Origin of the sequence: Psychrobacter sp. DAB_AL43B, from assembly GCF_900168255.1 — a bacterium.
Classification (GTDB): domain Bacteria; phylum Pseudomonadota; class Gammaproteobacteria; order Pseudomonadales; family Moraxellaceae; genus Psychrobacter.
This window is the reverse complement of record NZ_LT799838.1, coordinates 1,607,103-1,632,235: the sequence shown is the minus strand read 5'-3', so window position 1 is coordinate 1,632,235 and position 25,133 is coordinate 1,607,103. Positions and strand designations below refer to the sequence as shown.

General features: G+C 42.2%; 14 protein-coding genes. 9 read left to right on the top strand and 5 right to left on the bottom strand.

Annotated features, from left to right (window positions below; translation table 11 throughout):
* Positions 1–21 precede the first annotated feature (21 nt).
* Both DABAL43B_RS07155 and cobA read left to right on the top strand, forming a co-directional pair.
* Positions 22–660: a phosphoadenosine phosphosulfate reductase family protein gene (locus DABAL43B_RS07155; protein WP_079691727.1), complete on the top strand. Its 639-nt coding sequence runs from the start codon at positions 22–24 to the stop codon at positions 658–660.
* A gap of 385 nt (positions 661–1,045) precedes the next feature.
* Positions 1,046–2,770: a uroporphyrinogen-III C-methyltransferase gene (gene cobA / locus DABAL43B_RS07150; protein WP_079691726.1), complete on the top strand. Its 1,725-nt coding sequence runs from the start codon at positions 1,046–1,048 to the stop codon at positions 2,768–2,770.
* Between the two features lie 69 nt (positions 2,771–2,839).
* Here cobA and DABAL43B_RS07145 read toward each other — a convergent pair whose 3' ends face one another.
* Positions 2,840–3,502: a DUF4377 domain-containing protein gene (locus DABAL43B_RS07145; RefSeq protein ID WP_079691725.1), complete on the bottom strand. Its 663-nt coding sequence runs from the start codon at positions 3,500–3,502 to the stop codon at positions 2,840–2,842.
* 274 nt (positions 3,503–3,776) lie between these two features.
* Between DABAL43B_RS07145 and DABAL43B_RS07140 the strand changes: the two genes are divergently transcribed.
* From DABAL43B_RS07140 to DABAL43B_RS07130, 3 genes are all read left to right on the top strand, one after another.
* Positions 3,777–5,354 (top strand): exonuclease SbcCD subunit D C-terminal domain-containing protein, encoded by a 1,578-nt coding sequence (locus DABAL43B_RS07140; protein WP_079691724.1) that lies wholly within the window; start codon positions 3,777–3,779, stop codon positions 5,352–5,354.
* 88 nt (positions 5,355–5,442) lie between these two features.
* The gene (locus tag DABAL43B_RS07135) at positions 5,443–9,369 is read left to right on the top strand and encodes an AAA family ATPase (protein WP_079691723.1); all 3,927 of its coding nucleotides are present in this window, start codon (positions 5,443–5,445) and stop codon (positions 9,367–9,369) included.
* A 44-nt stretch (positions 9,370–9,413) separates the two neighbouring features.
* Entirely contained in the window at positions 9,414–10,529 is a 1,116-nt protein-coding gene (locus tag DABAL43B_RS07130) for a WG repeat-containing protein (protein ID WP_079691722.1), read from the top strand.
* Between the two features lie 137 nt (positions 10,530–10,666).
* Here DABAL43B_RS07130 and DABAL43B_RS07125 read toward each other — a convergent pair whose 3' ends face one another.
* Positions 10,667–15,511 (bottom strand): NAD-glutamate dehydrogenase, encoded by a 4,845-nt coding sequence (locus tag DABAL43B_RS07125; protein ID WP_079691721.1) that lies wholly within the window; start codon positions 15,509–15,511, stop codon positions 10,667–10,669.
* Between the two features lie 441 nt (positions 15,512–15,952).
* On the opposite strand from DABAL43B_RS07125, the gene purD reads away from it, so the two are divergent.
* The gene (gene purD / locus DABAL43B_RS07120) at positions 15,953–17,302 is read left to right on the top strand and encodes a phosphoribosylamine--glycine ligase (protein ID WP_079693067.1); all 1,350 of its coding nucleotides are present in this window, start codon (positions 15,953–15,955) and stop codon (positions 17,300–17,302) included.
* Between the two features lie 594 nt (positions 17,303–17,896).
* Positions 17,897–19,306, top strand: a complete 1,410-nt coding sequence (locus DABAL43B_RS07115) for an ABC1 kinase family protein (RefSeq protein ID WP_079693066.1) — start codon at positions 17,897–17,899, stop codon at positions 19,304–19,306.
* Between the two features lie 157 nt (positions 19,307–19,463).
* On the opposite strand, the gene DABAL43B_RS07110 is transcribed toward DABAL43B_RS07115, so the two are convergent.
* Positions 19,464–20,138 carry a DUF938 domain-containing protein gene (locus DABAL43B_RS07110; protein WP_079691720.1) on the bottom strand — a complete coding sequence of 225 codons (675 nt, stop codon included), beginning with the start codon at positions 20,136–20,138 and terminating at the stop codon, positions 19,464–19,466.
* Positions 20,139–20,387: 249 nt separating this feature from the next.
* Between DABAL43B_RS07110 and DABAL43B_RS07105 the strand changes: the two genes are divergently transcribed.
* Positions 20,388–20,585 carry a DNA gyrase inhibitor YacG gene (locus DABAL43B_RS07105; RefSeq protein WP_079691719.1) on the top strand — a complete coding sequence of 66 codons (198 nt, stop codon included), beginning with the start codon at positions 20,388–20,390 and terminating at the stop codon, positions 20,583–20,585.
* Positions 20,586–20,626: 41 nt separating this feature from the next.
* Complete coding sequence (locus DABAL43B_RS07100) at positions 20,627–21,808, top strand: aspartate aminotransferase family protein (protein ID WP_079691718.1); 1,182 nt, start codon at positions 20,627–20,629, stop codon at positions 21,806–21,808.
* A gap of 137 nt (positions 21,809–21,945) precedes the next feature.
* On the opposite strand, the gene DABAL43B_RS07095 is transcribed toward DABAL43B_RS07100, so the two are convergent.
* Both DABAL43B_RS07095 and dnaX read right to left on the bottom strand, forming a co-directional pair.
* Positions 21,946–22,845: a LysR family transcriptional regulator gene (locus tag DABAL43B_RS07095; protein WP_079691717.1), complete on the bottom strand. Its 900-nt coding sequence runs from the start codon at positions 22,843–22,845 to the stop codon at positions 21,946–21,948.
* 234 nt (positions 22,846–23,079) lie between these two features.
* Positions 23,080–25,038 (bottom strand): DNA polymerase III subunit gamma/tau, encoded by a 1,959-nt coding sequence (gene dnaX / locus DABAL43B_RS07090; protein ID WP_079691716.1) that lies wholly within the window; start codon positions 25,036–25,038, stop codon positions 23,080–23,082.
* Between the last annotated feature and the right edge of the window lie 95 nt (positions 25,039–25,133).

The window sequence follows — 25,133 nt, the reverse complement described above, 5'->3', positions numbered from 1 at the left end:
ACACTTATTAAGGAACGCATCATGAGCCAATTACACCCAAATCTAGATATCGATCAAGCCAACAAAGACTTGCAAGGTAAGTCACCCGAGCAGATTGTTGAATGGGCATTAAGCCAAGCGAAAAACCCCATCATTACCACTAACTTCCGCCCTTATGAATCAGCGATTTTGCATTTGGTCGCCAAGCAGCGTCCTGATATCACCGTATTGTGGGTAGATTCTGGTTATAATACTGACGCGACTTACCAATTTGCTAATAAAGTCATCCGTGATTTAAACTTAAATGTGATCACCTATATTCCTAAGCAAACTGCCGCTCATCGTGACGTGACAATGGAAGGTATTCCTGGTATTGATAATCCACTACATGATGAGTTTACCGATCAGGTAAAACTTGAGCCGTTCCGCCGTGCACTAGATGAGCTAAAGCCTGACGTTTGGTTCAACGCTATTCGCAAAGATCAAACCGAATTCCGCCAAGGTCTTGATGTGCTGAGCCTATCTAAAGATGGTGTGTTAAAAGTCGCACCGTTATTTGATAAGACAGATAGCGATTTGGATGTTTATCTTGAAAAACACAGCCTACCGAATGAGTTTGATTACTTCGATCCTACTAAGGTAGAAGAGCACCGCGAATGTGGTTTGCATACGCAGTTGTAGTAGCCAAATACAGCTTTATCATTTAATAAAAAGTGATACTAAAAAGTCCCGCTTAACCGGTTTATATCGGGTTAAGCGGGACTTTTCGTGCATTATAGTAAGTTCAAAATAAAATACGTAGATTGTTACAATATTCTGCTGGTATAAAGTTTTCTCGCTTACTGGCAGCAAAGCCCACCAGAAGCTTCAATAAATTTATACCAGCAATACGGTTTTCTTTTTAAAGTGAATCGACTATATGATTTTATACTGCTATTCCCTTTCTCAGCAAAAACCACCTTCAATATCTCAAAAACGACTATGCTAATGCCAATTCACTAGATGAGCCATCGCCCGTGATAATTCATAATAGCTGCATATATTAAATTGAATCACTGGTAATACTATGAATACCTTTCCGCTATTTTTTAAATTAGAAGGTCGTAAAGTGTTAATTGTTGGTGGCGGCGATGTTGCGCTACGTAAAGCTGATTTGCTTAGCCGTGCGGGCGCGTGTATCACTGTCCTTGCGCCAAGCATCTGCGCTGAGCTACAAGCGCTACTGACCAATACAAAAACAGATGTTCCGCACAAGTTGATTTTTGAGAACTATAATAAAACTTATATGACAGGCTCGCGTGTTATCATCGCCGCCACTGACGATGAGACACTCAATCATCAAATTCATGCCGATGCAAGCGAGCTTAATATTCCGGTAAACGTCGTCGATACGCCGCATTTATGTGACTTTATTTTCCCAGCCATCGTTGATCGTAACCCGATTGTGATTGGTATCTCATCAAACGGCAAAGCGCCGGTGTTGGCGCGTTTATTACGAGCACGGCTAGAGACGTTGATCCCACAAGGCTATGGCAAACTGGCGAAACTTGCTGGCGAGTTTAGAGGTGAAGTCAAAGCCAAAATACCGACATTAACTGGCCGTCGTCAGTTTTGGGAGCGCGCCTTTGAAGGTCAAGTTAGCGAGCTGATGTTTGCAGGCAATGAGATTAAAGCAGCAGCGCAATTGCAAGCGGACTTAGACAGCACTGCGGCGCAAATTGCTAAAGAAAACGCTACCAGCCAGCACTCTGATGTGGCAGATATACAAACCGCATCAATAACCGCACCTGTGTCAGTAGATGAGTTTAATGCTAATCAATGTGATATCAATCACGGCACTGTAGCAGCCAAACCTATGTCACCTGTTGGTGAGGTTTATATCGTCGGCGCAGGGCCTGGTGATCCAGAACTGTTGACGTTTAAAGCATTAAGGCTCATGCAACAAGCCGATATTGTATTTTATGATGCACTAGTCTCACCGCAAGTGCTGGATTTGTGCCGCCGCGATGCCGACAAAGTATTCGTCGGTAAAAAACGTAGTAACCATGCTGTGGCGCAGTTAGGCATTAATGAGCTACTGGTTAATAGCGCGAAAGAAGGTCGCCGTGTGGTAAGGCTAAAAGGTGGTGATCCGTTTATTTTCGGGCGTGGCGGAGAAGAGATTGAGAGCTTACGCGCACATGGTATTCCTTACCAAGTGGTGCCGGGTATTACCGCAGCCAATGCCGCCGCTAGCTATGCCGGTATTCCGCTGACCCACCGTGATCATTCGCAATCAGTGCGTTTTGTTACTGGATTTTTAAAGGCGGGCGCACCCAACAATAATTTTAAAAACTTCTTGGATACCGATGAGACTGTCGTCTTCTATATGGGACTGCATTCGCTAGCACGTTTAACGGAAGGTTTAATTGAAGCGGGACGCTCTGCCGATACGCCTATCGCTATCGTCTCTAATGCCAGTATGCCCAATCAGCAAGTATTAACAGGTACACTTGCCGATATTGTTGAATTACAAGAGAAAAACCAGCTTCCCACGCCAGCATTACTCATTATGGGTGATGTAGTCGCGCTACATCATGACTTGGCTTGGTATAATCTACATAATCAGCAGCACAATCAAAACGTTAGCGATACGGCTAATAACTGGTTACGCGGTGGCACGGCCGCTACCCCTAACGATGACTTAACATCTAATAACTCCACTCACCAACAAGCACATGCACTATCTATGGTGGCTAATCTTGCCGAGCAAAAAGAGAATGAAAGTTTGGAGCAGTTAGTTATTGGCTAAATTTATTTTTAAACTTCCAAACAGTATTAAAAAGCCCTAGCAGTAAATTGGTAGGGCTTCTTTTAGCTCTTATGTTTTAGTTTTTTTCTTCTCAAGTACTTTTATAAGTTTGCTATGAACTGACGATGCATCTGCAGGTGGATTGCTAACGGGCGTATTCTTAATAAGCAATGTGTATTCATAATGAGGCTCATAATCAAAACCTTCTATAGCACTATATCGATACTCCCAGTCTGAGTTGGCTTGTTCAGCAAGCTTAGTCAGTAAGCATGATTGTGGCGCAACACCGACACAGTCTACTTGATGGTCAGCGATTAGAATTTTACGTAAAACATAAGGCATCGCACGGACAGTAATTTGGCGCTTATTATCTACCCCTGATTGTGAAGTCGATTGCTCTCCCATCACTTCTATATAATCGCCTATAGCCAATTTCTGCATTTGATTCGCATTGTTCTGACCAAAATTAGATTTGCTAACGAACGCTGTATAAGCGTGTCCGTCCTGATCCACGATAGTAACTTTTTGCTGCTCTCTGTCTTGCGAAATGATACCAGTCACTTGGCCAATGATTGCTTCAGAACGACTCGGTTTAATCGAATGGATAAACGAGTTGCTGTCTTTGATTTGACTCACAGTCGTTTTATTATTCATGTTGGACGGCTCGTAACTACTGCAAGCAGCCAAAGAGGTGGTAATCAAAACCAATGTGCATAATCTGATAAACGGCATAACATATCCTTATTAATGACGGCTTGGATGTTACCAAATATTGACCTTTTCTAGTGTCATTCATTTGTTACTTAGCGCTATTAATAAAGCGCCTTAATAATCAGCCTTTTTAAATAGTCATTCTTTTTTAACAAATTACCATCGTTTAATTTACTACTAAATATCGCCATTCATGCTTTTCTACTTTGCTTTGCTGATAAGTTTATAACCACAGCAAAGCCCGCCAATTCTTGCTAGAATAATCGCTGTCTTTCATTCATCACTAAGTACAATTATGTCTGTATCTGCTGCTAGCCCTCTCACCATCCTGCACACCTCTGACTGGCACTTGGGACGACGACTTTATGGGCGCATGCGTTATGAGGAATTTGAAGCCTTTTTAAGCTGGCTGCAAGACACCATAAGCGCGCAGCAAGTGGATGTATTAATTGTCGCTGGTGATATCTTCGATACCATGACCCCGAGTAATAAAGCCCAAGCACTGTATTATGAATTTTTAGGCAAGGTTTCAAAGTCATGCTGTCAACATGTGGTCATCGTCGCTGGTAATCATGATTCACCGACATTTTTGGACGCACCAAGCAAAGTACTTAAGTTTTTAAACGTGCATGTCATAGGTACGGCTTGCGAGGATTTGAATGATGAAGTTATGGTATTAGATGATGTAGACGGTATACCGCATTGTATTATCGCGGCTGTTCCTTATTTGCGTGACCGCGACGTGCGCAGTAGTAGTGCTGGCGAGTCAGCTCAAAGCAAAGATGCAAACGTTATCGCTGGTATCTGCGCGCACTATGATAAGGTCGCAGACATTGCCACAGCCAAACAAGCTGAATTAGCCAAGGCGCACAAGCGGCATATTCCTATCATTGCTACAGGGCATCTATTTGCTGCTGGCGGCACTACTACCGACGATGATGGTGTACGTGAGCTTTATGTCGGTTCGCTTGGGAAGGTCTCTGCCGATATGTTCGATGACTGCTTTGATTATGTCGCGCTTGGCCATTTGCATGTGCCGCAGCGCGTAGGTGGGCGTGAGAGTATCCGCTATTCAGGCTCGCCTATTGCTATGGGTTTTGGTGAGGCTCGCCAGCAAAAGCAAGTATTACTGGTACAGTTTGGCGCAGCGGTAGATAAGTTTAAAAATAAAGACGAAGCGTCTGAAATCACTCCTGAGGCTACTGTTCTAAAAATTAAGACTACAACTGACACGTTTGAAAAATCTGTAGAAAAAGTTACTAAAAAAGTGGCGAGTCGAGCTGCTACCTTTATGGATGATTTATTTGATTTTGAAGAGTCGGTAGAGACTGATACTAAAGAAAACACTATCGATAATTATGACCAAGAAATGAATCAAACGCCTGTCGATCTAGCTACTTTCAATTCAACATCTAACTTAACATCCAAACTACTGCATCACGATAAGTCACGTCAGATGCAAGTCACCTCACTCCCTATTCCAAAGTTCCAAAAATTGGCGCAAGTATCGGGTAATCTAGAAGCTATTAATCAAACTATCGATAAAACGATTGCCTCCCTAACTGATACAGAATCTGTCTGGTTAGAAATTATTTATACGGGTGATGAGGTAGTTAGTGAATTGCGTGAGCATATTCAAAAAATGGTAGAAAGCTTGCCTTGTGAGGTATTAAAAATTAAGAACACCCGTACTTATAATAAAGTGCTCAATCAACAGCAGACCTCTGAGACGCTACAGGATTTAAATGAGCAAGAAGTGTTTGAGCGTTGCTTAATCGCTCATAACGTTCCTGATGAGCAAAAATCAACCTTACGTGATGCTTATGAGCAAATCGTGTACAACCTGCGTCATGAAGATACTCAAGCAGAATAATATAAACTCAGCTTAACAACTGCCAGCTACTCAATACTTTCATCATTACTTTTGTTATGACTAACACTGATAAAAATAAGACCCTGCCATGCGCCTAATTGAACTAAGACTTAAAAACCTCAACTCCTTAAAAGGCGAATGGCACATTGATTTTAGTGATGCTGCTTTTCTTAATGAAGGTATCTTTGCTATTACTGGGCAAACGGGCGCTGGCAAGACCACCATATTGGATGCGATTTGTTTGGCACTATATAGCCAAACGCCAAGACTTGGAGATATTACTGGTTCAACGAATGAAATTATGACCCAAGGTACGGGTGAATGCTCAGCAGAAGTCATCATCGAGATCGATTCCAAGCGCTATCAATGCTCTTGGTACCAACATCGTGCCCACAAGAAGTCCAAAGGTAATTTATTACCGATTAAGCATGAGATCAGTGAAGTCGAAACTGGCAATATTTTAGAAGAGAAAAAATCTAAAACTTCCGTCTATATCCAAGAGTTGATAGGCATGGATTTTAATCAATTCACCCGCTCCATTATGCTAGCACAGGGCAGCTTTGCAGCATTCTTAAATTCTGATATTGGCGATAGAGCGGCAATTTTAGAGAAGATAACGGGCACTGCTATTTATGCCAAAATCTCACTCAACGTCCATGAAAAAAAACGCTTTGAGGAAGAAGTGCTTGGAAAGCTACAGGCAGGCGTTAATAGCTTATCTTTATTAAGCCTTGATGAGGAAAAACTGCTGGCCGCAGAGCTCAAAGCGCTTAATCAACAGCAGGGTAAACAGCGGCAAACCTTTAAAACACTGGGCGAGCAGCTACAATGGCTGGATAGTGTTAAACAATTACAGCAAAACCTATCAGCCTATCAAAGTGAATTTGCATCAGCGCAGCAAGTGCAGCAAGCCTTTATTCCAGAGGCGCAGCGTTTAGAGATCGCTAACAAAGCCTTGGAAATGGACAGTCAGTTTCTTGAGCTGAGCTATAGCCGAAACATAGTCAAGCGGCTGGATGTTGAACAGCAAGATTTGCTTAATAAGATTCCAAATAAAAAAGTAGCGCTTGAGCATGCAACTACCAATCTCAATGACGTTGAAAAGCTTGAAAAACAAGCCATGGATAATCTTCAAATTACCCTGCCTATCATTGCAAACACACGCGTGTTAGATGCCGATATAAAACAGCAATCACATTCTTTAGCGGAAGATAATAAGCGCAAGGACGAATTAGTCACTAATGTGCAGAGATTATATCAAGAAATCCAGAACCACGAAAAAATAGAGCATGAGAATAAAAGTCAGCTTGCCAGCATAGAAAAGTATTTTAGCGACTACAAAGAGCTTAGTGACCTTGACACAGATATGGCAATCTTTGATAGTAGCTGTAGCCGATTAAAGGCACTGCTACAGGATAACGTAAGCTTAGCCATTGATAAGCTTGCTCATGATGATCAAGCTAAACAACTACAGGCTGATTTTGATAAACTAAGTGCCCAACAAACTCTAGATAAATCACGAGTGCAGCAGCAACGTAAAGAAATTACTGGTCTACAACAGCAGCAAGCAACACTCATTCAAACTCAGTCAATTGCTGGTATGCGCAGTGAGCAAGAGCACATCGATCAAATCAACACTCAAATTGAGCAAGCCAACTTTAAGCTGCGGCAGCTGTCTGAGCTTGCCAGCCAAATTAAAAGCATCAACCTATTGCTACCGACGCTGAATCAAGAATTAGTCACTTTAGAAGATTTGATTGCTAGTCATAAATTAGATATTCAAAATACCAAGCTTAAAAGACAAGACAAACAAGAACACTTAAATCTACTGCAAAAAGTGGCTAAGCTTGAAGATTATATAGTAGAACTCAAAGATGGGTCGCCCTGCCCGCTATGCGGTGCGCATGAACATCCTTATAGTAAAAACCATCCGCTATTAGAAAGTAATATTGATGATAAAAATCAACCCTCTCAGACCTCTCAGACGCAAAAAACTCAGCAGCAGGTAACTGAGCTTGCGACGTTAATTGAAAGCCTCGAGCAAACGTTATCGCAATATCATATTGACCATGCCACAAAGAAAGAGGCGCTTAATAATCAACAAGCACTATTGACGCCCCTACAGCAACAATCTAAAACTGCATACAGTGATATGCAGACTTATCTATCCTCACTGCTTGATGCTAAAAACGATTACTCTGAACCTCTTATAGCAACGATTAATCCGCTTACTCAGATTAGTGAAGGTATCAATATCAATACAACTATCACTGATATTGACTCATTCTTATCTTTATTGAGCAGTGCCAAACACAGCCTTATTGACCAAAAACAATCCCTCAAAGCCAACCTGCTTCAATATGATGATCTGACAGCAAATATCTCCAAACTAAGTAGCGCTATCGAGGTTGAAGATAAGCGGCAACAAGCACTTGTTAGTGCCACAAGTAGCCTGACGACTGACATCAAGCTCAACTCTCAAAAAATTGAAGGTATCAAAGATAAGATAGCAGCTAATTTCTCCGAGCTAACGCCTATTATGAGTACCGTCTCATCTTTGGTGAATAAATATCCCGCGGATAAATATAAAGTATATTTAAGTGCAGATATGACAAGGACAGATATTCAAAACGCACTGACGCCGCTGAGTAATAGTATTGACCAGCAAACTGTACTCGATAACGCAGACTATGACAGTCATATCGACAGATTGCGCCAACAGCGTAGTGCCCTTCATCAGTTGAAAAAATATGACAATGGGCAAAAAAACAGTCAAAACCAGCTAACTAATACCTTAAGTAGTTTGACCGCCCAGATTGAAACCAAACAGTCTCAGCTTACTAATGATGAGATGGCACTCAAACATTTAGAAAACTTAATTACTGATAAAATCAGCTCGATTGAGAAACTAACACTAGACAGAAAAGAGTGGTTTGAAGATAAGAACCCAGATAATGAAGAACATCAATTGCGCCGAACAATTGATGAAGCAAAAGCTCAGCAAGCAAATGCACAAAGACAGTTAGATAATGCTCAGCAAGCGTTAGAGCAGTTACAAATTAGGCAACAACAGCTAGCGACAGAATTGCAATCTGCTACTACGACGTTAGATATACAGCAAACTAAGTTTACTGACTTATTAGCAGAGTCACAGTTTGTAGATGAAGCTGCCTTTGTCAATGCACGCCTAACAAAGGAAGAACGTGAGGCACTACATATACGTAAACTGGCTATTGATAACGCGCTGCAACAGGCTAAATTGCAATTAGATAGCACCCAGCAATCGTTAGATCAAAAACTTGCGACGCCTATGACAGATGCAAGCCGAGAAATGCTTGCCAGCCAATACCATCAAATCCAAACGGACATTGATCAGCTAAGTCAGCAGATTGGCGCTATCGATCAAAAGCTCAAAGACAATGCCAGCCAAAAAGGCGAACAAGCGGCACAGCTTATTGCCATCAATGAGCAAAAACAAAAGCTGCAAGTTTGGCAGCAGCTGCATACATTAATTGGTTCAGCTGATGGTAAAAAATATCGTACCTTTGCTCAAGGGTTAACCTTTGAAGTCATGATTAATCATGCCAACGATCAACTACAAAAGATGAGTGACCGTTACTTGCTCATCCATGATGATAGCAATCCACTTGAGCTCAATGTCATTGATAATTATCAAGGCGGCGATATTCGCAGCACTAAGAATCTTTCCGGCGGTGAAGGTTTTATCATTAGCTTGGCACTCGCGCTTGGATTGTCGCAGATGGCCAGTCACAATATTCGCGTGGATTCACTATTTTTGGATGAAGGCTTTGGTACACTTGATGAAGAGTCGCTTGATATCGCGCTCGATACCTTAACCAGCTTACAACAAGAAGGTAAGCTTATCGGTATTATCTCCCATGTGCAGGCATTAAAAGAACGTATCCTCACCCAAATTAAAGTTGAAAAGCTATCTGGCGGCTTTAGCCAAATCAGTGGTCAAGGATGCCGTCGGGTTGTTAGTGAAAAAGCATGATGATTTAACGTATTTCATGACGACATGTCATAAAGGATATCGCTATGAGCAATCAAAAAAACCCCCTTTGTGTTGAATTAAATAGTATAAAAAAAGCGATGAATCCTGCCAGATTTGCACTCTTAGCTGCTTTATCTGTCGGTGTAATATCTATCAGTGCTGTCAGCCCAGCTTATGCAACGATTAATTGTGCCGGTTACTTGCCGAACCGTTATTTTGAGCGTATCGAAAATAACAAACCATTTGCTGGCAAGCTAATCGAAGTAGCAGATGGTACGCAGCAGCTAGAAAATTTAAATGGTAATGTCATCATAGACAATCTCAATAACGCTTATATACTGATGGATAAGTATCTGCTAGCTCAGCAAAACGGTAAATATGGTGTCGTGGACGCAGCTGGCAAGATAATTGTGCCTTTTAAGTATGATGACATTCAAACTGAACCTGATATTGCCACCAGCTTTATTGTCAGTCTTGACTCACCAGAGGGCAATACCAAACAGGGCATTATTAATGGCCATGGCGAGTGGGTTTATCCGCTAGCAGACGCTCATATTCAGCACGCGCATTACGACCCTGATTACGACCAAGATTATTTTTTAATAACGGACAATTTAGCAACCAATAATAAAGGGTTAACAGGACTGCTAGATGACAGAGGTTATTGGGCAGTTATGCCGCAGTACGAGGTGATAAAGCCGTTAAACGCTTGTACTGGTAAGCCTTTATATTTACAAGTAAGTTTGCAAAATAAGACAGCGCTTATTGACCAAAATAATGAGGTCATTATTCCATTTTCCGATAACCAGCATATAGAGTCTTTTAATAATGATGTTAGCCCGCTACTGTTTTTACGTAGCACCTTGATTGAAGGTAGTACCGCTACCGGTATGAGCGAGGACATTCAAGAAGATATTATTAGCGCGCAAATTATTGACGCCAATGGAAAATTGCTCCTGTCATCAGATGCGCCTATTGTAAAACTGTTATATCATCAGCTTTATGCTTATAAGCAAGCAGATAATTTTGGCTTTATTAATGGTAAAGTAGAAGTTATATTACCACCGCAATTTAAGAGCTATCATGATGAAGATAGTAATGTATGGGTGGAAAAAAATAGGGAAATGGTACGTTTAAGATCCTTGATTAAATTAGATTAGTCATTTTTTTACTACTGACTAATAACCATTAAAAAGCCACCGTTAATTGATAACGGTGGCTTTTGTCTTCTACAGGATAAGTAAGTAACTATAATTATAATTACTGATTTTATTTATATTTAGCTACTTATATTTAGCTACTTAGTCACTAAACCACTTAACTCACTCATCAGTACGGATAACGTAGATAAGCTGATATTGCTGTCTTCATTGTTATTATAAAGGTCATCGAGCTTTTGCATCTCAGCCGTTACCGATTCAAGCTGATCTTCATGACGCGATTTCCAGTCATTAAATGCTTGCTTAGAGTCAGGCTGCGATAATAGCGCATCCATTAGTAAACGCAGAGTGCGAGTGACTTCATTCACCAGTGCATGACGCGCGCGGCGATCCCAGTGATCTTGCTGCGGTAATGTGGCAATATTTTCCATCATCCAATCTAACTGCAAGACTTTATAGGCCTCAAAGTATAGGGTCGCAATCTCATCGACAGGGCGCTCATATTGCTCAGAAAGTAGTGCTGCATCTAGGGCGTCAACATGATAAGGCAACATGGCAAATAGCGCTGCATCGATATCCGTCAGACCAGTGCTACTTAAACGTACCTTATCCTCTTGTAAGTAATCGGCGAACTGCTGCTCGATAAATCCGCCTGACTTGGTTAATTGCTCGACACTATCCCCAAAGCGGCTAATCATATCGGCGACTTGCAAGTCTTGTCCAAAGGCGTTGATAAACCAGACTACGCCATGTGCAAGCGCATCACGCAGACGCAGCTCAAGATTAAGCAGCAGCGTCGCATCCACTTTATTATCAAGTGATTCAAGCAGCTCCCATGCTTTTGAGACATTAAAGACATCACGCACAATGGCATAGGCACGAATGATAGTCGCCAGCGACTGCCCTGTTTCCTCGGTCAGACGGAATAACGCCTCGATACCTAAGCGATTGACGACATTGTTGGTTAAATAAGTGCTGATAATTTCGCGGTGCAAACGATGCTCAGTCATCTCTTCAAAGAAGCGGGATGCCAATTCATCTGGGAAGTACTGACGCAGCTCATTGATAAAGTAAGGAGCATCGGGTACGTCAGATAATAACAAATTATCATAAACCCACATCTTGCCGTAAGCCATGACAACGGCCAGCTCTGGATTGGTCAAGCCAGTATTTGTTTTCTGACGTTTGGCAATTTCTTCATCTGATGGTAGATATTCAATCGCGCGATCCAGACGTTGCTCGCTTTCTAACAGTTGAATAAAACGCTGATGATCACTTAAATTTGCCGCTGCGCGAATATGACTCAGCTCAATCGCTTGTGGTTGCAGATAGTTTTGACGTAATACTAATTCTGCCACGGTATCGGTCATACTCTCTAACAGCTCGTTACGCTGTTTTAGGGTCATATCACCTTGTTCGACCACTTTACCAAGTAGGATTTTGATATTAACTTCATGATCTGAACAGTTAACGCCGCCTGAGTTATCAATAGCATCGGTATAGATACGGCCGCCCGTTTGCGCGTATTCAATACGCCCTTGCTGGGTAAAGCCCAAGTTACCGCCCTCACCGACCACTGCCGTACGTAGCTCACCACCGTTAACGCGCACTGCATCATTGGCACGGTCGCCGACATCAGCGTGGCTTTCATTGGCGCTCTTCACATAAGTACCGATACCACCATTCCAAATTAAATCAACCGGTGCACGCAATAAGGCGCTGATAAAATCATTGGGCGCTAAGCTATCATCGCTGATATCAAACAGCGCTTTCATCTCAGGACTGATGGCGATGGTTTTTTCCGTCCGCGCAAATATACCACCGCCTTGGCTAATCAGTGACTTTTCATAGTCATCCCATGTTGACCGTGGTAGATTAAATAAGCGCTCACGCTCGATATAAGAAGTCTCAGCGTCAGGGTTTGGATCAATAAATATATGCAAATGATTAAAGGCGGCAACCAGCTTGGTATGACGTGAGCGTAGCATACCATTACCGAATACGTCACCGCTCATATCACCGATACCAACGACTGTGAATTCATCACTTGCTTGGATATCCATGCCACGCATCCGGAAATGGCGTTTGACCGACTCCCAACCACCGCGTGCCGTAATACCCATCGCTTTATGGTCATAACCGACTGAGCCGCCTGATGCAAAGGCATCATCAAGCCAAAAGTTATATTCAGCAGATAAGGCATTGGCGATATCAGAAAAACTTGCCGTACCTTTATCGGCGGCAACCACTAAATACGGGTCATCTTCATCATGACGCACGGTATTGGCTGGCGGGACAATATTACCATCAACGATGTTATCAGTAACATCGAGCATGCCGCGTAGGAACGCTTGATAGCAAGCAATACCCTCAGCTTGGAATGCTTCGCGTCCATCAGCCATGGTTTTGGTCTTAACAATAAAGCCACCTTTTGAGCCAACCGGTACAATCACGGCGTTTTTGACCATTTGCGCTTTGACCAGACCGAGTACTTCGGTGCGGAAATCTTCCATACGATCTGACCAACGCAGACCACCACGGGCGACTTTACCACCACGTAGATGGACCGCTTCAACACGCGGTGAGTAGACAAATATTTCAAACATAGGTTTGGGTTTAGGCAAGTTAGGGATATCTGCCGCTAAAAATTTAAATGACAGCCTGTCTTTGCGCTGACCATCCGCGTCTCTTTGATAAAAGTTAGTACGCACCATGGCATTAATTAAGTCCAAGTACCAGCGTAAAATACGGTCTTCATCTAAGCTATCGACAGCCGCTAACGCAGTCGTTATTTGCTCTCTAATTTTCGCTGTTTTTTCTGAACGCTCTTTGCTGTCAGGGTCGCTATATTTAGGATTCATGCGTGTGTCGAATAAATCCGCTAATAACACGCTAATGTCGCTATTTTTTACCACCGTCTGTTGAATGTAAACATTCGAGAACGGCGCGCGTGCTTGGCGCATATAACTTGATAATGCGCGTAGTACAACGACTTCATAAGTATCAAGTTTGGTGGTTAATATCAACTCGTTAAAGCTATCGCTCTCAACATTACCAGCCCAGATTTGTTTAAGACTGTCTTCAAACTGACCGCGTACCACTTGCATATCGATTGTATCAACATGCTCCAAAGTCAGTTCATACTCTTGCATCCAAATGGCTTGTTCAGGTAAATCAAACTCATAGGTTTGTGCTGAAACAACCGAAACGCCGAAATTTTCTAATACTGGCAATACTTTAGATAAAATAACCGGCTGCTGACGGCCATATAGCTTTAGATGCAACTGATTACTGGCATCTCCTGTAGATTGGTATAAATGCCAAAGTATCGGCTGCTCATCAGTCAAATTTGCCAAACGCTTGGTATCTTCGACGGCCGTTCTCGCATCAAAACGCTCTTGATAGGCGGCGGGAATATAACTTAAGAATTTGCGCATTAAGGCATTGGCTTGCTGCTCACCCACATTATCCAACAGCATCTTTTGATAGTTATCGCCCCATGATTGCATCAGTGCTGATAGCTCAGTTTCAAGAGTGCTGTTATCGACCGCATTAACATGACCAGGCTCTGTTCTTACGTGGACATGGACGCGGGCGTGCTCGGACTCATTGAATTCGGTAGTGAAGCCAGATGATGTACCGCCATAAGCCTCTTTAAGCACATTTTGTACTTTGATACGCAGTTCAGTATTGAATTTATCGCGCGGAATATAAACCAAGCAGGAAACAAAGCGTTGATAGTGGTCAATGCGGCTAAATAAACGCAGGCTTTTTTTGTCTTGCAATTGAGTAATACCAGAGACGATGGGATATAGCTCTTCGACGCTGGCTTGAAATAAATCATCACGCGGTAAGCTATTAATCACATGCATCATTTTATGATAGGCATGACCATCGCGTGGCAATTCTGCCATCGCCATGATTTTATTGGCTTTTTCACGCAGTAACGGTATTTGCTGTACGCTTAGCTGATACGCTTGGGGCGTAAACAACCCAATAAATCGATACTCACCGACCAAACTACCATGGTCATCAAACTTATGAATACCCAAAAAATCCATATATACTGAATGATGCACGGGTGATACACGGCTTGATTTAGAGAGCGTTAATACTCGCGGCTCAGTTAATAGCTTCTTAAGATTGCTAGGTAACTCGTCAAAACTCTTTGACAGTGCATCTTGTTCGCCACCGCGTAGCAGACCAAGACCGCTATTACCAATCGAAAACAGCTTTAAATCAGATTCTTTTTCGCCCTCTTTAACTTCTAAACGGTATTCACGAAACCCTAAGAAAATAAAGTGCTCATCGGTCATCCAATCTAAAAAGGCTTGAATTTCTTGGCGTGAATAAAAAACTTCTGGCAGTGGTTTTTTTGATAACTCATCTTTAATTTCACTGAGGCGTTCCTGCATTTTCCCCCAGTCACCAACTACCGTGTCGAGTGTATCTACTTTATCTAGTAGCACTTGCTGTAATGCCGCTAACTTATCCTTATCTTGGTAAGCAATTTCACACTGGATTAAAGACAAGTGAGAGGTGGCGCTTTCGTGAGCGCTTTCGATGTGAGTGATGCTATTGTCATCATCGCGTTGAACGCTGACGATGATGTTATAAGTGCGATGTACATCAATACCCTGCGCTTCAAGCGTCATCAGCAGTGTATCTACTAGAAAAGGGCGATCATACGCCACCATTTGAATAACCGTATGCGAGCTATGAAAATGTTGCTCCTCGGCAATTGGGTTTAAAATAGCCAACTGTGGACTACTGCCATCATAGCCTTTAAGTAGCGTAAAATGATGTAGCGCCATCCCTGCTAGGTCTGCATCGCTGATCGCATCAGCCATTTCTTTATGCAACGATTGGTAATAACTATGAATGAAATGGTCAAGCAGCGATTTATCCTTTTGCACATAACTGGTGGCAATATCGCTTATTTGGCTAATGCGCTCTTCTGTAATATTTAGGGAATTTGGCATAGCGTTTATTGTCCTTTTTTATAAGTTTGTTTCTTACTTAGGGTTATATAATCGTATTAACGGTTAGTGCTATATGACTCGCGTTTTATTATTCCGTGATTTTATATGTCCTTATGCTGGCAAGCGACTGATTAGGGTACTGTTTATGACAGTGACAGCTTATGATAGTGACAGCGCTTGTCTGCTAAAGTGTAACGCACCTACTCATCTAGCAATAGCACAATCATTTTATGAATCAGCACCAAGTCGATAACCTTTACTAATGAGACAATATTTCAGTTGATGACTCGTTCTTCTATTTTCTATTATTGTTTGAGAATACTTACTAGCAGGCTGATACTCATGGCAATCGATGCAGCTTTTTTGTTAGAATACGACATTATGTTTAACAGTGCTTTATTGACTCGCTACTAATAATTAATGCTAAGGGCAAGACGTATGATGAATATTTTGGTGATTGGCTCAGGTGGTCGTGAACACGCATTGGCATGGCAGTGTGCGAAAGATGAAAAAGTACAACAGGTCTATGTCGCTCCCGGTAACGCTGGTACTGCTCTTGAGCCTAAGTGTCAAAACGTCATTTTAGAAATTGCAACTGATGCTAGTGAGCATAGTGCGGTCATTGAATTTTGCCAAAATAACGCTATTGATATGGTTATCGTTGGTCCTGAAGCGCCACTCGTTACGGGTATTGTCGATGCTTGCCGCGAAGCTGGCATCAAAGCATGGGGCCCAACCGCATATTGTGCGCAATTAGAAGGCTCAAAAACCTTTGCTAAAGAGTTTATGGAACAAAACCATATCCCAACTGCTGCCTATCAAGGTTTTACTGATGTAGAAAGTGCGAAAGCATACGTCGACGAGCAAGGCGCTCCCATTGTTATTAAAGCTGACGGACTTGCTGCTGGTAAAGGTGTCATCGTAGCTGAGACTATCGAACAGGCGTATGAAGCAATTGACGATATGCTTGCGGACAATAAGTTTGGCGATGCCGGAAGTCGCGTGGTCATCGAGCAGTTTCTGCAAGGCGAAGAGGCCAGCTTTATTTGTATGGTAGATGGTGAACACATCTTGCCTATGGCAACCAGCCAAGATCATAAACGTGCGTTTGAAGGTGATACCGGTCCAAATACTGGCGGTATGGGCGCTTATTCGCCTGCCCCAGTAGTCACTCAAGAGGTGCATGATAAAGTAATGACACAAGTCATTCAGCCAGTCGTTGATGCGATGAAAGCTGCCGGTCATCCTTATACTGGATTTTTATATGCGGGCTTAATGATTGATGATGCTGGTGATCCGTATGTGATTGAATTCAACTGCCGTTTTGGCGATCCTGAAACCCAGCCAATTCTGATGCGTTTAAAATCCTCGATGGTAGATTTGGTCGCTCAAGGGCTGGCAGGTAATCTACCTAGTGAAGCCAACTGGGACGCGCGCCCTGCTCTTGGTATTGTCATCGCCTCAAAAGGCTATCCTGAAACGTCTTCTAAAGGTGATGTCATTTCTGGTTTACCAGCACTTGATAACCAAGGCGATAATGCTGTAAAAGTTTTCCATGCAGGTACTGCCTTTAGTCATGCTGAGTTGGACAATATTAATCCTGATGTAACGACTCATAGTAAAAAAGAAATTATTACTGATGGTGGACGCGTATTATGTGTCACCGCATTAGCAGATAGCATCTCAGACGCCCAGCAAGCAGCATTAGCAGTAACTGCTGCGATTAGTTTTGATGGTGCACAGTATCGCCGTGATATCGGTCATCATGCCATTGCCCGTGAAAACACTTAATATTAATACTCAGTACGTTATAAACTGTGTCATAAACGATACTATGAACAACATGACTATGAACAACATGGTTCCGTTTAATATTGAAATGCTCATAATTTTTGTCTAATTATTCGACCTAGTGTGATGCTAGGTCGTATTTTTTTGATCTATCACTTTTAATATCAGCCAACCAGTTTAAAAATGATAAAGTACTACGTATTAGAATAAAGGCCATCATATATTCGATTCAATTTAAAAAGAATACAGTGCTGCTGGGATAAATTTTTCGAAGCCTCTGGAGTGTGAAGCGCACAGCAAGCGAGGAAAACTTATCCCAGCATGACGCTATTTTTAACGTATATTTTTTATATTGAACTGACTATATTGGAGTATAAGTTCTAGTAGAGCATAATTTATACTAGATAAGATCAGTAAGTAATGATTATTTGAGCAATCGTACTTGAATTGACAAAGTAAGTAACAGCGGTCAACTAAGCCTCATCAACCTACCTCCCTTTTATATGGTACAATTTTGTACCAGTGTGTCGCATCTCCCTTGTATTGTAGGTATTAAACCCACAAATCAATACCAACCGGATGAATGATTATATTATGGCAAATGATACCTCTAGACCTTTTAATAATAAGCAATCTAATACCAAGCAATCAATCGATAACCTAAAAACTTCAGGGTTTGAGCGTCGGATGTCGATTGCCAAAACCTCATTAAATATTGGTCGTCGTTGGGCAGGTAATAGCGTGTCTGGTATGTTCTTAAATAAAGAAGCCCGTACGGCACGTAACCAAATTTTTATGGAAGAACAGGCGAATTACTTGGCAGAAGAGCTGGGTAAGCTAAAAGGTTCAGTGGTAAAAATTGGTCAAATGCTGGCGATTTATGGTGAGCATATCTTGCCACCTGAAATCACGCGCGCGCTGCAAACGCTCAATGATGATACAGCTACATTAGCATGGCCAAAAATTGAGCAGACATTACGCCAGTTATTAGGTAATAAATTGCATGAGCTTGAGGTTGATCCCGTTCCTATCGGTACAGCATCCCTCGCTCAAGTTCATCGTGCCACAGTGCTTGCGACTGGTGAACAGGTGGTATTGAAAATTCAATACCCGGGTGTGGCTGATGCTATTAATTCTGATCTTGCTTTATTTAAGCGTTTATTAAAAGTCAGCAATATTGTTCCTCAAACACGCTCACTCGATGCTTGGTTTGAAGAGATACGTGACCTACTCCATCATGAAGTTGATTACGAAGCAGAAGCGGCCACTACTGAGCGTTTCTATGAACGTTTGCTTGATGACCCACGCTATATCGTTCCCAAAATTAATCGTAATTACTCAACCAAACGCTTGCTATGTATGTCTTATGAACCCGGTATTAGCGTCGTTTCTGAAGCGTTACAATTATTACCTCATGAGAGCCGTAATGCTATCGGTCAGGCTGCCATCGAGATCATGATACGAGAAATTTTTGTTTGGGGCGAAATGCAGACGGACCCAAACTTTGGCAACTACCTCGTTCGTGTCAGTCATGATAAAAATGAGATAGATAAACTGGTCTTATTAGATTTTGGTGCTATTCGTCAGTTTGATAATAATCTACTAACGATTGCTCATGGTCTGTTACGAGCAGGATATCGTCATGACCATCAGGCAATGATGTTGGCAATGACAGGTTATGATTTTTTCGATACTATGAGCGATAAAGTACGCTCTGATATCGCCTCATTGTTTTTGCTTGCTACAGAGCCTTTCAGTGATCCTGCACTAAACCCTGATATCCCTGCTGATTGTTTGGACGAACAGCAGCGCTATATTTGGGCAAATAGTAAATTACATACCCGCCTTTCAAATGATGCCACACGAGCTATGCAATCTTTTGAGTTTAATCTTCCGCCCAAGGAATTTATGTTTATCAGTCGAAAATTTATTGGCGCCTATACCTTTTTGACGGTACTTGATGCGCATACTGACTCTAATACATTAGTAAAGCCTTTCTTATAATGTAAAGATTTACTTACTTTTTGGACCGTCCTTTTGGGGCGGTTTTTTTGTTTATTTATTTTTATTGCTTAGGCTATTTTATATTTTCTAGATACGTGTATTAGTTTGCTTCTAACTTTATCTACTTTTGGGTATTGCTCTTTTATTTTTGCTTAGGCTATATCTCTATAGATTTTAGATTATCTATAGTCCAGCTATCAAATCTGGTTTGGTAGTCTTTAGGCTTGCGCATGGTAAGCTGCCAGCAGGTTTCTTGGCGCGCTAAATATTTAACTTCAAAATGGGTACGTTGACTGTCACTTTTGACTTTACGGCGTATGTTCGGTAGACACCAAGCCTCGTGCGCTTGCTGCTCAGCATTGTCTATATAAGTTTCTATGTTAGTTGCCAATATTACTTCCCCGCCTACTTTCAAACGAGAAAGCAAAAATTCAAAAAAAGGCATATTTAACCATTGCTGATTGGGGTTATGCTGCTCAGGATTGGGATATAGTATAAAAATGCTATCGATACTGTTGGGCGCAATCGCATGTACGATCCATGCAATAGCATCAGCATGAATAGCATCTAAATTGCTTGATTTTTGCTGCGCCGCCAACTTAGTAAAGGCGTCAAACTTATTGCGAGTGCGCTCAATAGCAATAAGATGCTTATCAGGATTTTGCTGCACAAAGCTAAGCGCATGCTTGCCCTTCCCTGCACCAATCTCTAATACTAAAGGCACTTCACTTTTAGCCAATACTTCTGGCAGCGTAAAATTGCGTGGCGCTGAGAGTCTTTGTGGTTGAAATGCACGCTTTTGCTGATGTGAAAGCTCGAGATTGTCAGTCATGTACTACCCTTAAAGTATTTGTCATTTGTCATTATTCGACCACATGCTATTATATAGTCAATGCAGCCCAATAGTAATACAAGGACCGTGATTATCCATCGACAAATGGCACTGTAAAGCTGTTCGCTATAGCAATAATTTTAGAATAGACACACAATACTGACTCTTATTTGTCGCTTATTATAATTATAAATACTTTCTTTTTTGCTAACCTATTTTGATAATACCAAGGATATACTTACTTTTATTATGACTGAACTTACTCCCAGCACCAACACTTCACCCAGAACCTATCCTTGTCCACGCTGTGGCACTCAGACTGCATGGCAAGACAATAAATATAAGCCTTTTTGTAGTCATCGCTGCAAGCTTATTGATCTAGGCGCATGGGCAAACGAAGATTATACTTTACCTGCCGAATCTACGCCGTTTTCTGATGAGCTATAACCCCTACCTTTAACCACTTTATTATTTCAAGGATGTTGTACATGTCTGCTACTTACCTGATGCCCACTTATAATCGTCAACCAATCAGCTTTACACGAGGTTCAGGAAGTTGGCTTTATACCAAAGATGATACCCCCTATTTAGATGCACTGACTGGTATCGCGGTATGTGGCTTAGGCCATTGTCATCCACAAGTCACAGATACTATCCAGCAGCAGGCGGCAACTTTGGTTCATACCAGTAATTTATTTGGTATCGATTGGCAAGAGCGTGCTGGTGAAGCCTTATGTAATGCGGCGCAAATGGACAGTGTGTTTTTTGCTAATAGTGGCGCTGAAGCAAACGAAGCAGCACTAAAATTGGCACGGCTATACGCGTATCAGCAGGGTTTTAAGCGCCCAAAAGTCATAGTCATGGAGCAATCATTCCACGGTCGTACGCTATTGACCTTATCCGCCACAGCCAACCCTAAGGCGCGCGAAGGCTTTTATACCTTAGATGAAGATTTTATTCGTGTTCCTTTTGGTGATATTGCAGCGATTGAACAAGCAGCTCATGACCATGAAGATATTTGCGCTATCTTTGTAGAGCCTGTTCAAGGTGAAGGCGGTCTTAATACGGCGGCTAACGGCTTTACTTACCTTGAACAGCTACAAGCAATATGCGATACCCATAATTGGTTATTTATGCTGGATGAGGTGCAAACCGGTAATGGACGCACTGGTAAATATTTCGCTTATCAGCATAGTAATGCTCGCCCTGATGTATTGACGACGGCCAAAGGCTTAGGTAATGGTTTCCCAGTAGGGGCTTGTATGGTACGTGGTCGCGCTAACGGCTTGTTCGGTGCTGGTAGTCATGGCTCAACCTATGGTGGCACGCCATTAGCCAGCCGCGTGGTACATAGCGTATATGAAGTATTGGCAAACAGCGATATCATGAACAATGCTGTCAGCGAAGGACAGTTTATCCGCGAGAGTATGGTTGATGCTTTTGGAGAATATGGGGTCAGTAGCCGCGGTGCTGGGATGATGATTGGGATTGTACTACCCAAGGATATGGACTGTAGCAAATTGGTTGATCGTGCCCGTGATGAACAGAAACTCATCATCAACGTCACTGGTGGTCATGTCATTCGTTTGCTACCACCGCTTAATATTAGCCGTGATGAAAGCTCACAAGTGGTCGAACGTCTTGTTAACTTATTAAAACCATCGTTCTAAACCATTGTTATAAAATGATATTCAAATAACAGCCGTTAAAACACACGCTTAAAAAAATCCTATAGATATACATTATCTATAGGATTTTTTCTTGTTACTAATCAGTCAACTGCATTAGCGCTTAAATAGATCAAGCGTTAGTTTGCATGAAAGTATTTTTTTAATACTTCTAAGCAGCGGGTGATTTTTGCAGGCTGTTGCTCACGGTTTAAGGTAACAGCATACAGCACAAAGCTTGGCATCTGGTAGCCGGTCAAAACTTCGACCAAATTGCCAGATTCCAGCTCTTTTTTAACATCCATTTCCATCATTCTAAGGATTCCATGACCCTCTTTGGCGATGGTCATTGCCATAAAGACATTATTGGTATGGATACGTGAGTTCATTTTAATGCGTGTTTTTTTACCAGTCTCAGTCTGAGTAAGCTCAACATGATTCGCATCTTTCATGATATCAATGCAGATCAGCTGATGGTCTGCCAAATCTTTCGGGGTTTCAATCTTTTTGTGCTGACGTAAATATTGTGGTGAAGCGACCAACATTTGACGCACATCAGATAAGGGATGATTACTCAAAGTTGAGTCGTTGATATTGGGGCTCATACGTACCGCAATATCGATACGCTCATCAATCATATCAATATAATTATTGTCTGCAAAATAAGTGATACTGAGGTCGTCATGCGCTGACATCCAAGTAGATAAAGCTGGCAAAATATGATGTACACCCAGCTCAGGTGTCGTTGCAATACGCAAACTACCTGCCAGCTCATCACGTAGTTGATTGACTTTAATTCGACCTTGCTCTGCTGCGCTAACGACGTCTTTAGCCGCCTCATAAAAGCTTGCACCCGCTTCTGTTAAGCTTAGCTTACGGGTTGAGCGATGTAATAACACCACACCGAGCTCGTTTTCTAAAGAGCGTATTTGCTGACTGACAGCACTGGTGGTAATACCCAGTTCGCGAGCTGAACCACTAAAAGAGCCGTGTCCGACCACACTGGCAAACACGGCCATACCACGTAAATTATCTAACATATTCTCACCTAAGCTACTTTATAATTGTTAATATAACTTAACCATTATATCTGATTACAAAGAATTTTACAGTTTTTAAATATAACTCTTATGGTCAACTAAAGCGACTTATCATGCAATAAAACCAAAAATATCAAGGTGATAAAGCAATTTCACCTTGATATTTTAATATGTGCAATGCGCTTACTAACAGTCTAATTTTTGTAAAACATTAATAATTAATTTTCTGATTGTTTAATATAACTGAACTTTGCCCATTTTCCCTTCGCCGCGCTCGGTTAAATACTGCATGACTGGCGTATTGAGCAATCTTGACTCTGCCACCGTTTTGGCTTGTATGAGGCGTTTTTGTTGACGACGCTCAGGCGTTTTATCATCGGCTTGCATGATGCTGCCATCTATTTGCAAACTGATTTCTGCTTGAGTAAACTGCGCGTGTAATGTTGCTGCTAGCTGCTCAAAGGTCGCTTGCAAATGCTTACTATCAACCGCAGTGACAAAGACCGCCTTCTCATTACAGCTCCCTGTCATCATACCTTGGCGCGCAAGTGCCAATTCATCTTGAGCTAAACTACCGGCTTCACGAGCGGTTTGTAGCCAATAGTCCCATTTTTCTGGCGTCCACTCACCGGTCAATTCTTGCGGTGAACAACGCAGCAGGGTACGCGGATCCTCAGGCTGGCTTAATAACTGAGAATTATTTGCATCAGGCTCAACAACAGGTTCAGGCTCAACAACAGGTTCAGGCTCAACAACAGGTTCAGGCTCAACAACAGGTTCAGGCTCAACAACAGGTTCAGAGCTAACGTTATTACTTAGTAGTTCCAGCTCATTATGATCGTAGTAACGATCGTATTCGTTTACTTCACTACTATCATAATTTGAACTTTGTTGCTCGATATCAACAGTAGCATCAACATCACTACGATAATCAATATCGTCTTCTTGTAGCAGCGGCACTGACTCTGATATCGATGATGGAATTGATACAGGGTGCTCAACAGAGCTTAATGACTCTGTATTGGAGGCAACAGTAGGAGATGCTGTCTCTATAGTCGGTATAGTGCTATCAGCTATGTTGGTTAAGATCTCATCAACCGGTAAGGGGCGAAAAGCCAAGAGACGTAAAATACACATCTCAAGCGCTTGCATTGGCGTACTGGCAAGCTTGACGCCTTCACGTGCTTGCACCACGATTTCATAATAAAGCTGTAATACGTCAGGGCTCATATGCTGCGCAAGCTTATTGATATGCTGTGCTTGCGCTTCATTAACGTTGAGAGCAACCTCAGGTAGCAGTTGGGTCAATGCCAGCTGATGTAATAGCTCAGCAAGTCCATCAAACATACTGCTGGCATCGACCATTTGTGCGCGCATCTGCTCAATATGGGCAGCGACGGCAGGTTTATCATGATGGTAGATATCTGTAATTAAGCTTACTAAGTCGGCCGCATCAATCAAGCCAAGCATCGCATTGACGGTCACATCATCAAGCGCACCTTGACCAAAAGCAATGGCTTGATCGGTCAACGATAAGGCATCACGTACCGAACCTTTTGCCGCACTGGCCAATTGCCAAAGTGCAGGCTGCGTATAGCCTACTTGTTCTTGGGTTAAAACATTGGCGAGATGCTCACTGAGTAAGCTTTGCGATAAAGGACGCAGTACGAACTGTAAACAGCGAGAGATAATAGTAATCGGCAACTTTTGAGGATCCGTAGTTGCTAATAGGAACTTGACGTGCTCAGGCGGCTCTTCCAAGGTTTTAAGGAGGGCATTAAAACTGTGTGTCGACAGCATATGCACTTCATCAATCAGGTACACTTTATAACGACCTTGGCTTGGCGCATACGGCACGTTATCAAGTAGCTCGCGCGTGTCCTCAACTTTGGTACGAGAGGCCGCATCAATCTCAATCAGATCAATAAAACGTCCTTGATCAATCGCCACGCAATTATCACACACGCCACATGGGGTGCTGGTAATACCAGTATCACAGTTTAGACATTTAGATAAGATACGGGCGATAGTTGTCTTACCGACACCGCGCGTACCGGTAAATAGATAGGCATGATGAAGACGATTATAATCAATCGCATTAATCAATGCTTGTGAGACGTGTGATTGCCCAATCAACTCGTGAAAGTTTTTGGGCCGGTATTTACGGGCTAAAACTTGATATTGCTGCGTCATAATGAATGCCAATGTGAGTCGTAAAAATATAAGTAAAGCATCAAATCAGCGATTTATCTTAAAACTAGCCATCAAAATTAAGTCTCAAAGCTAGG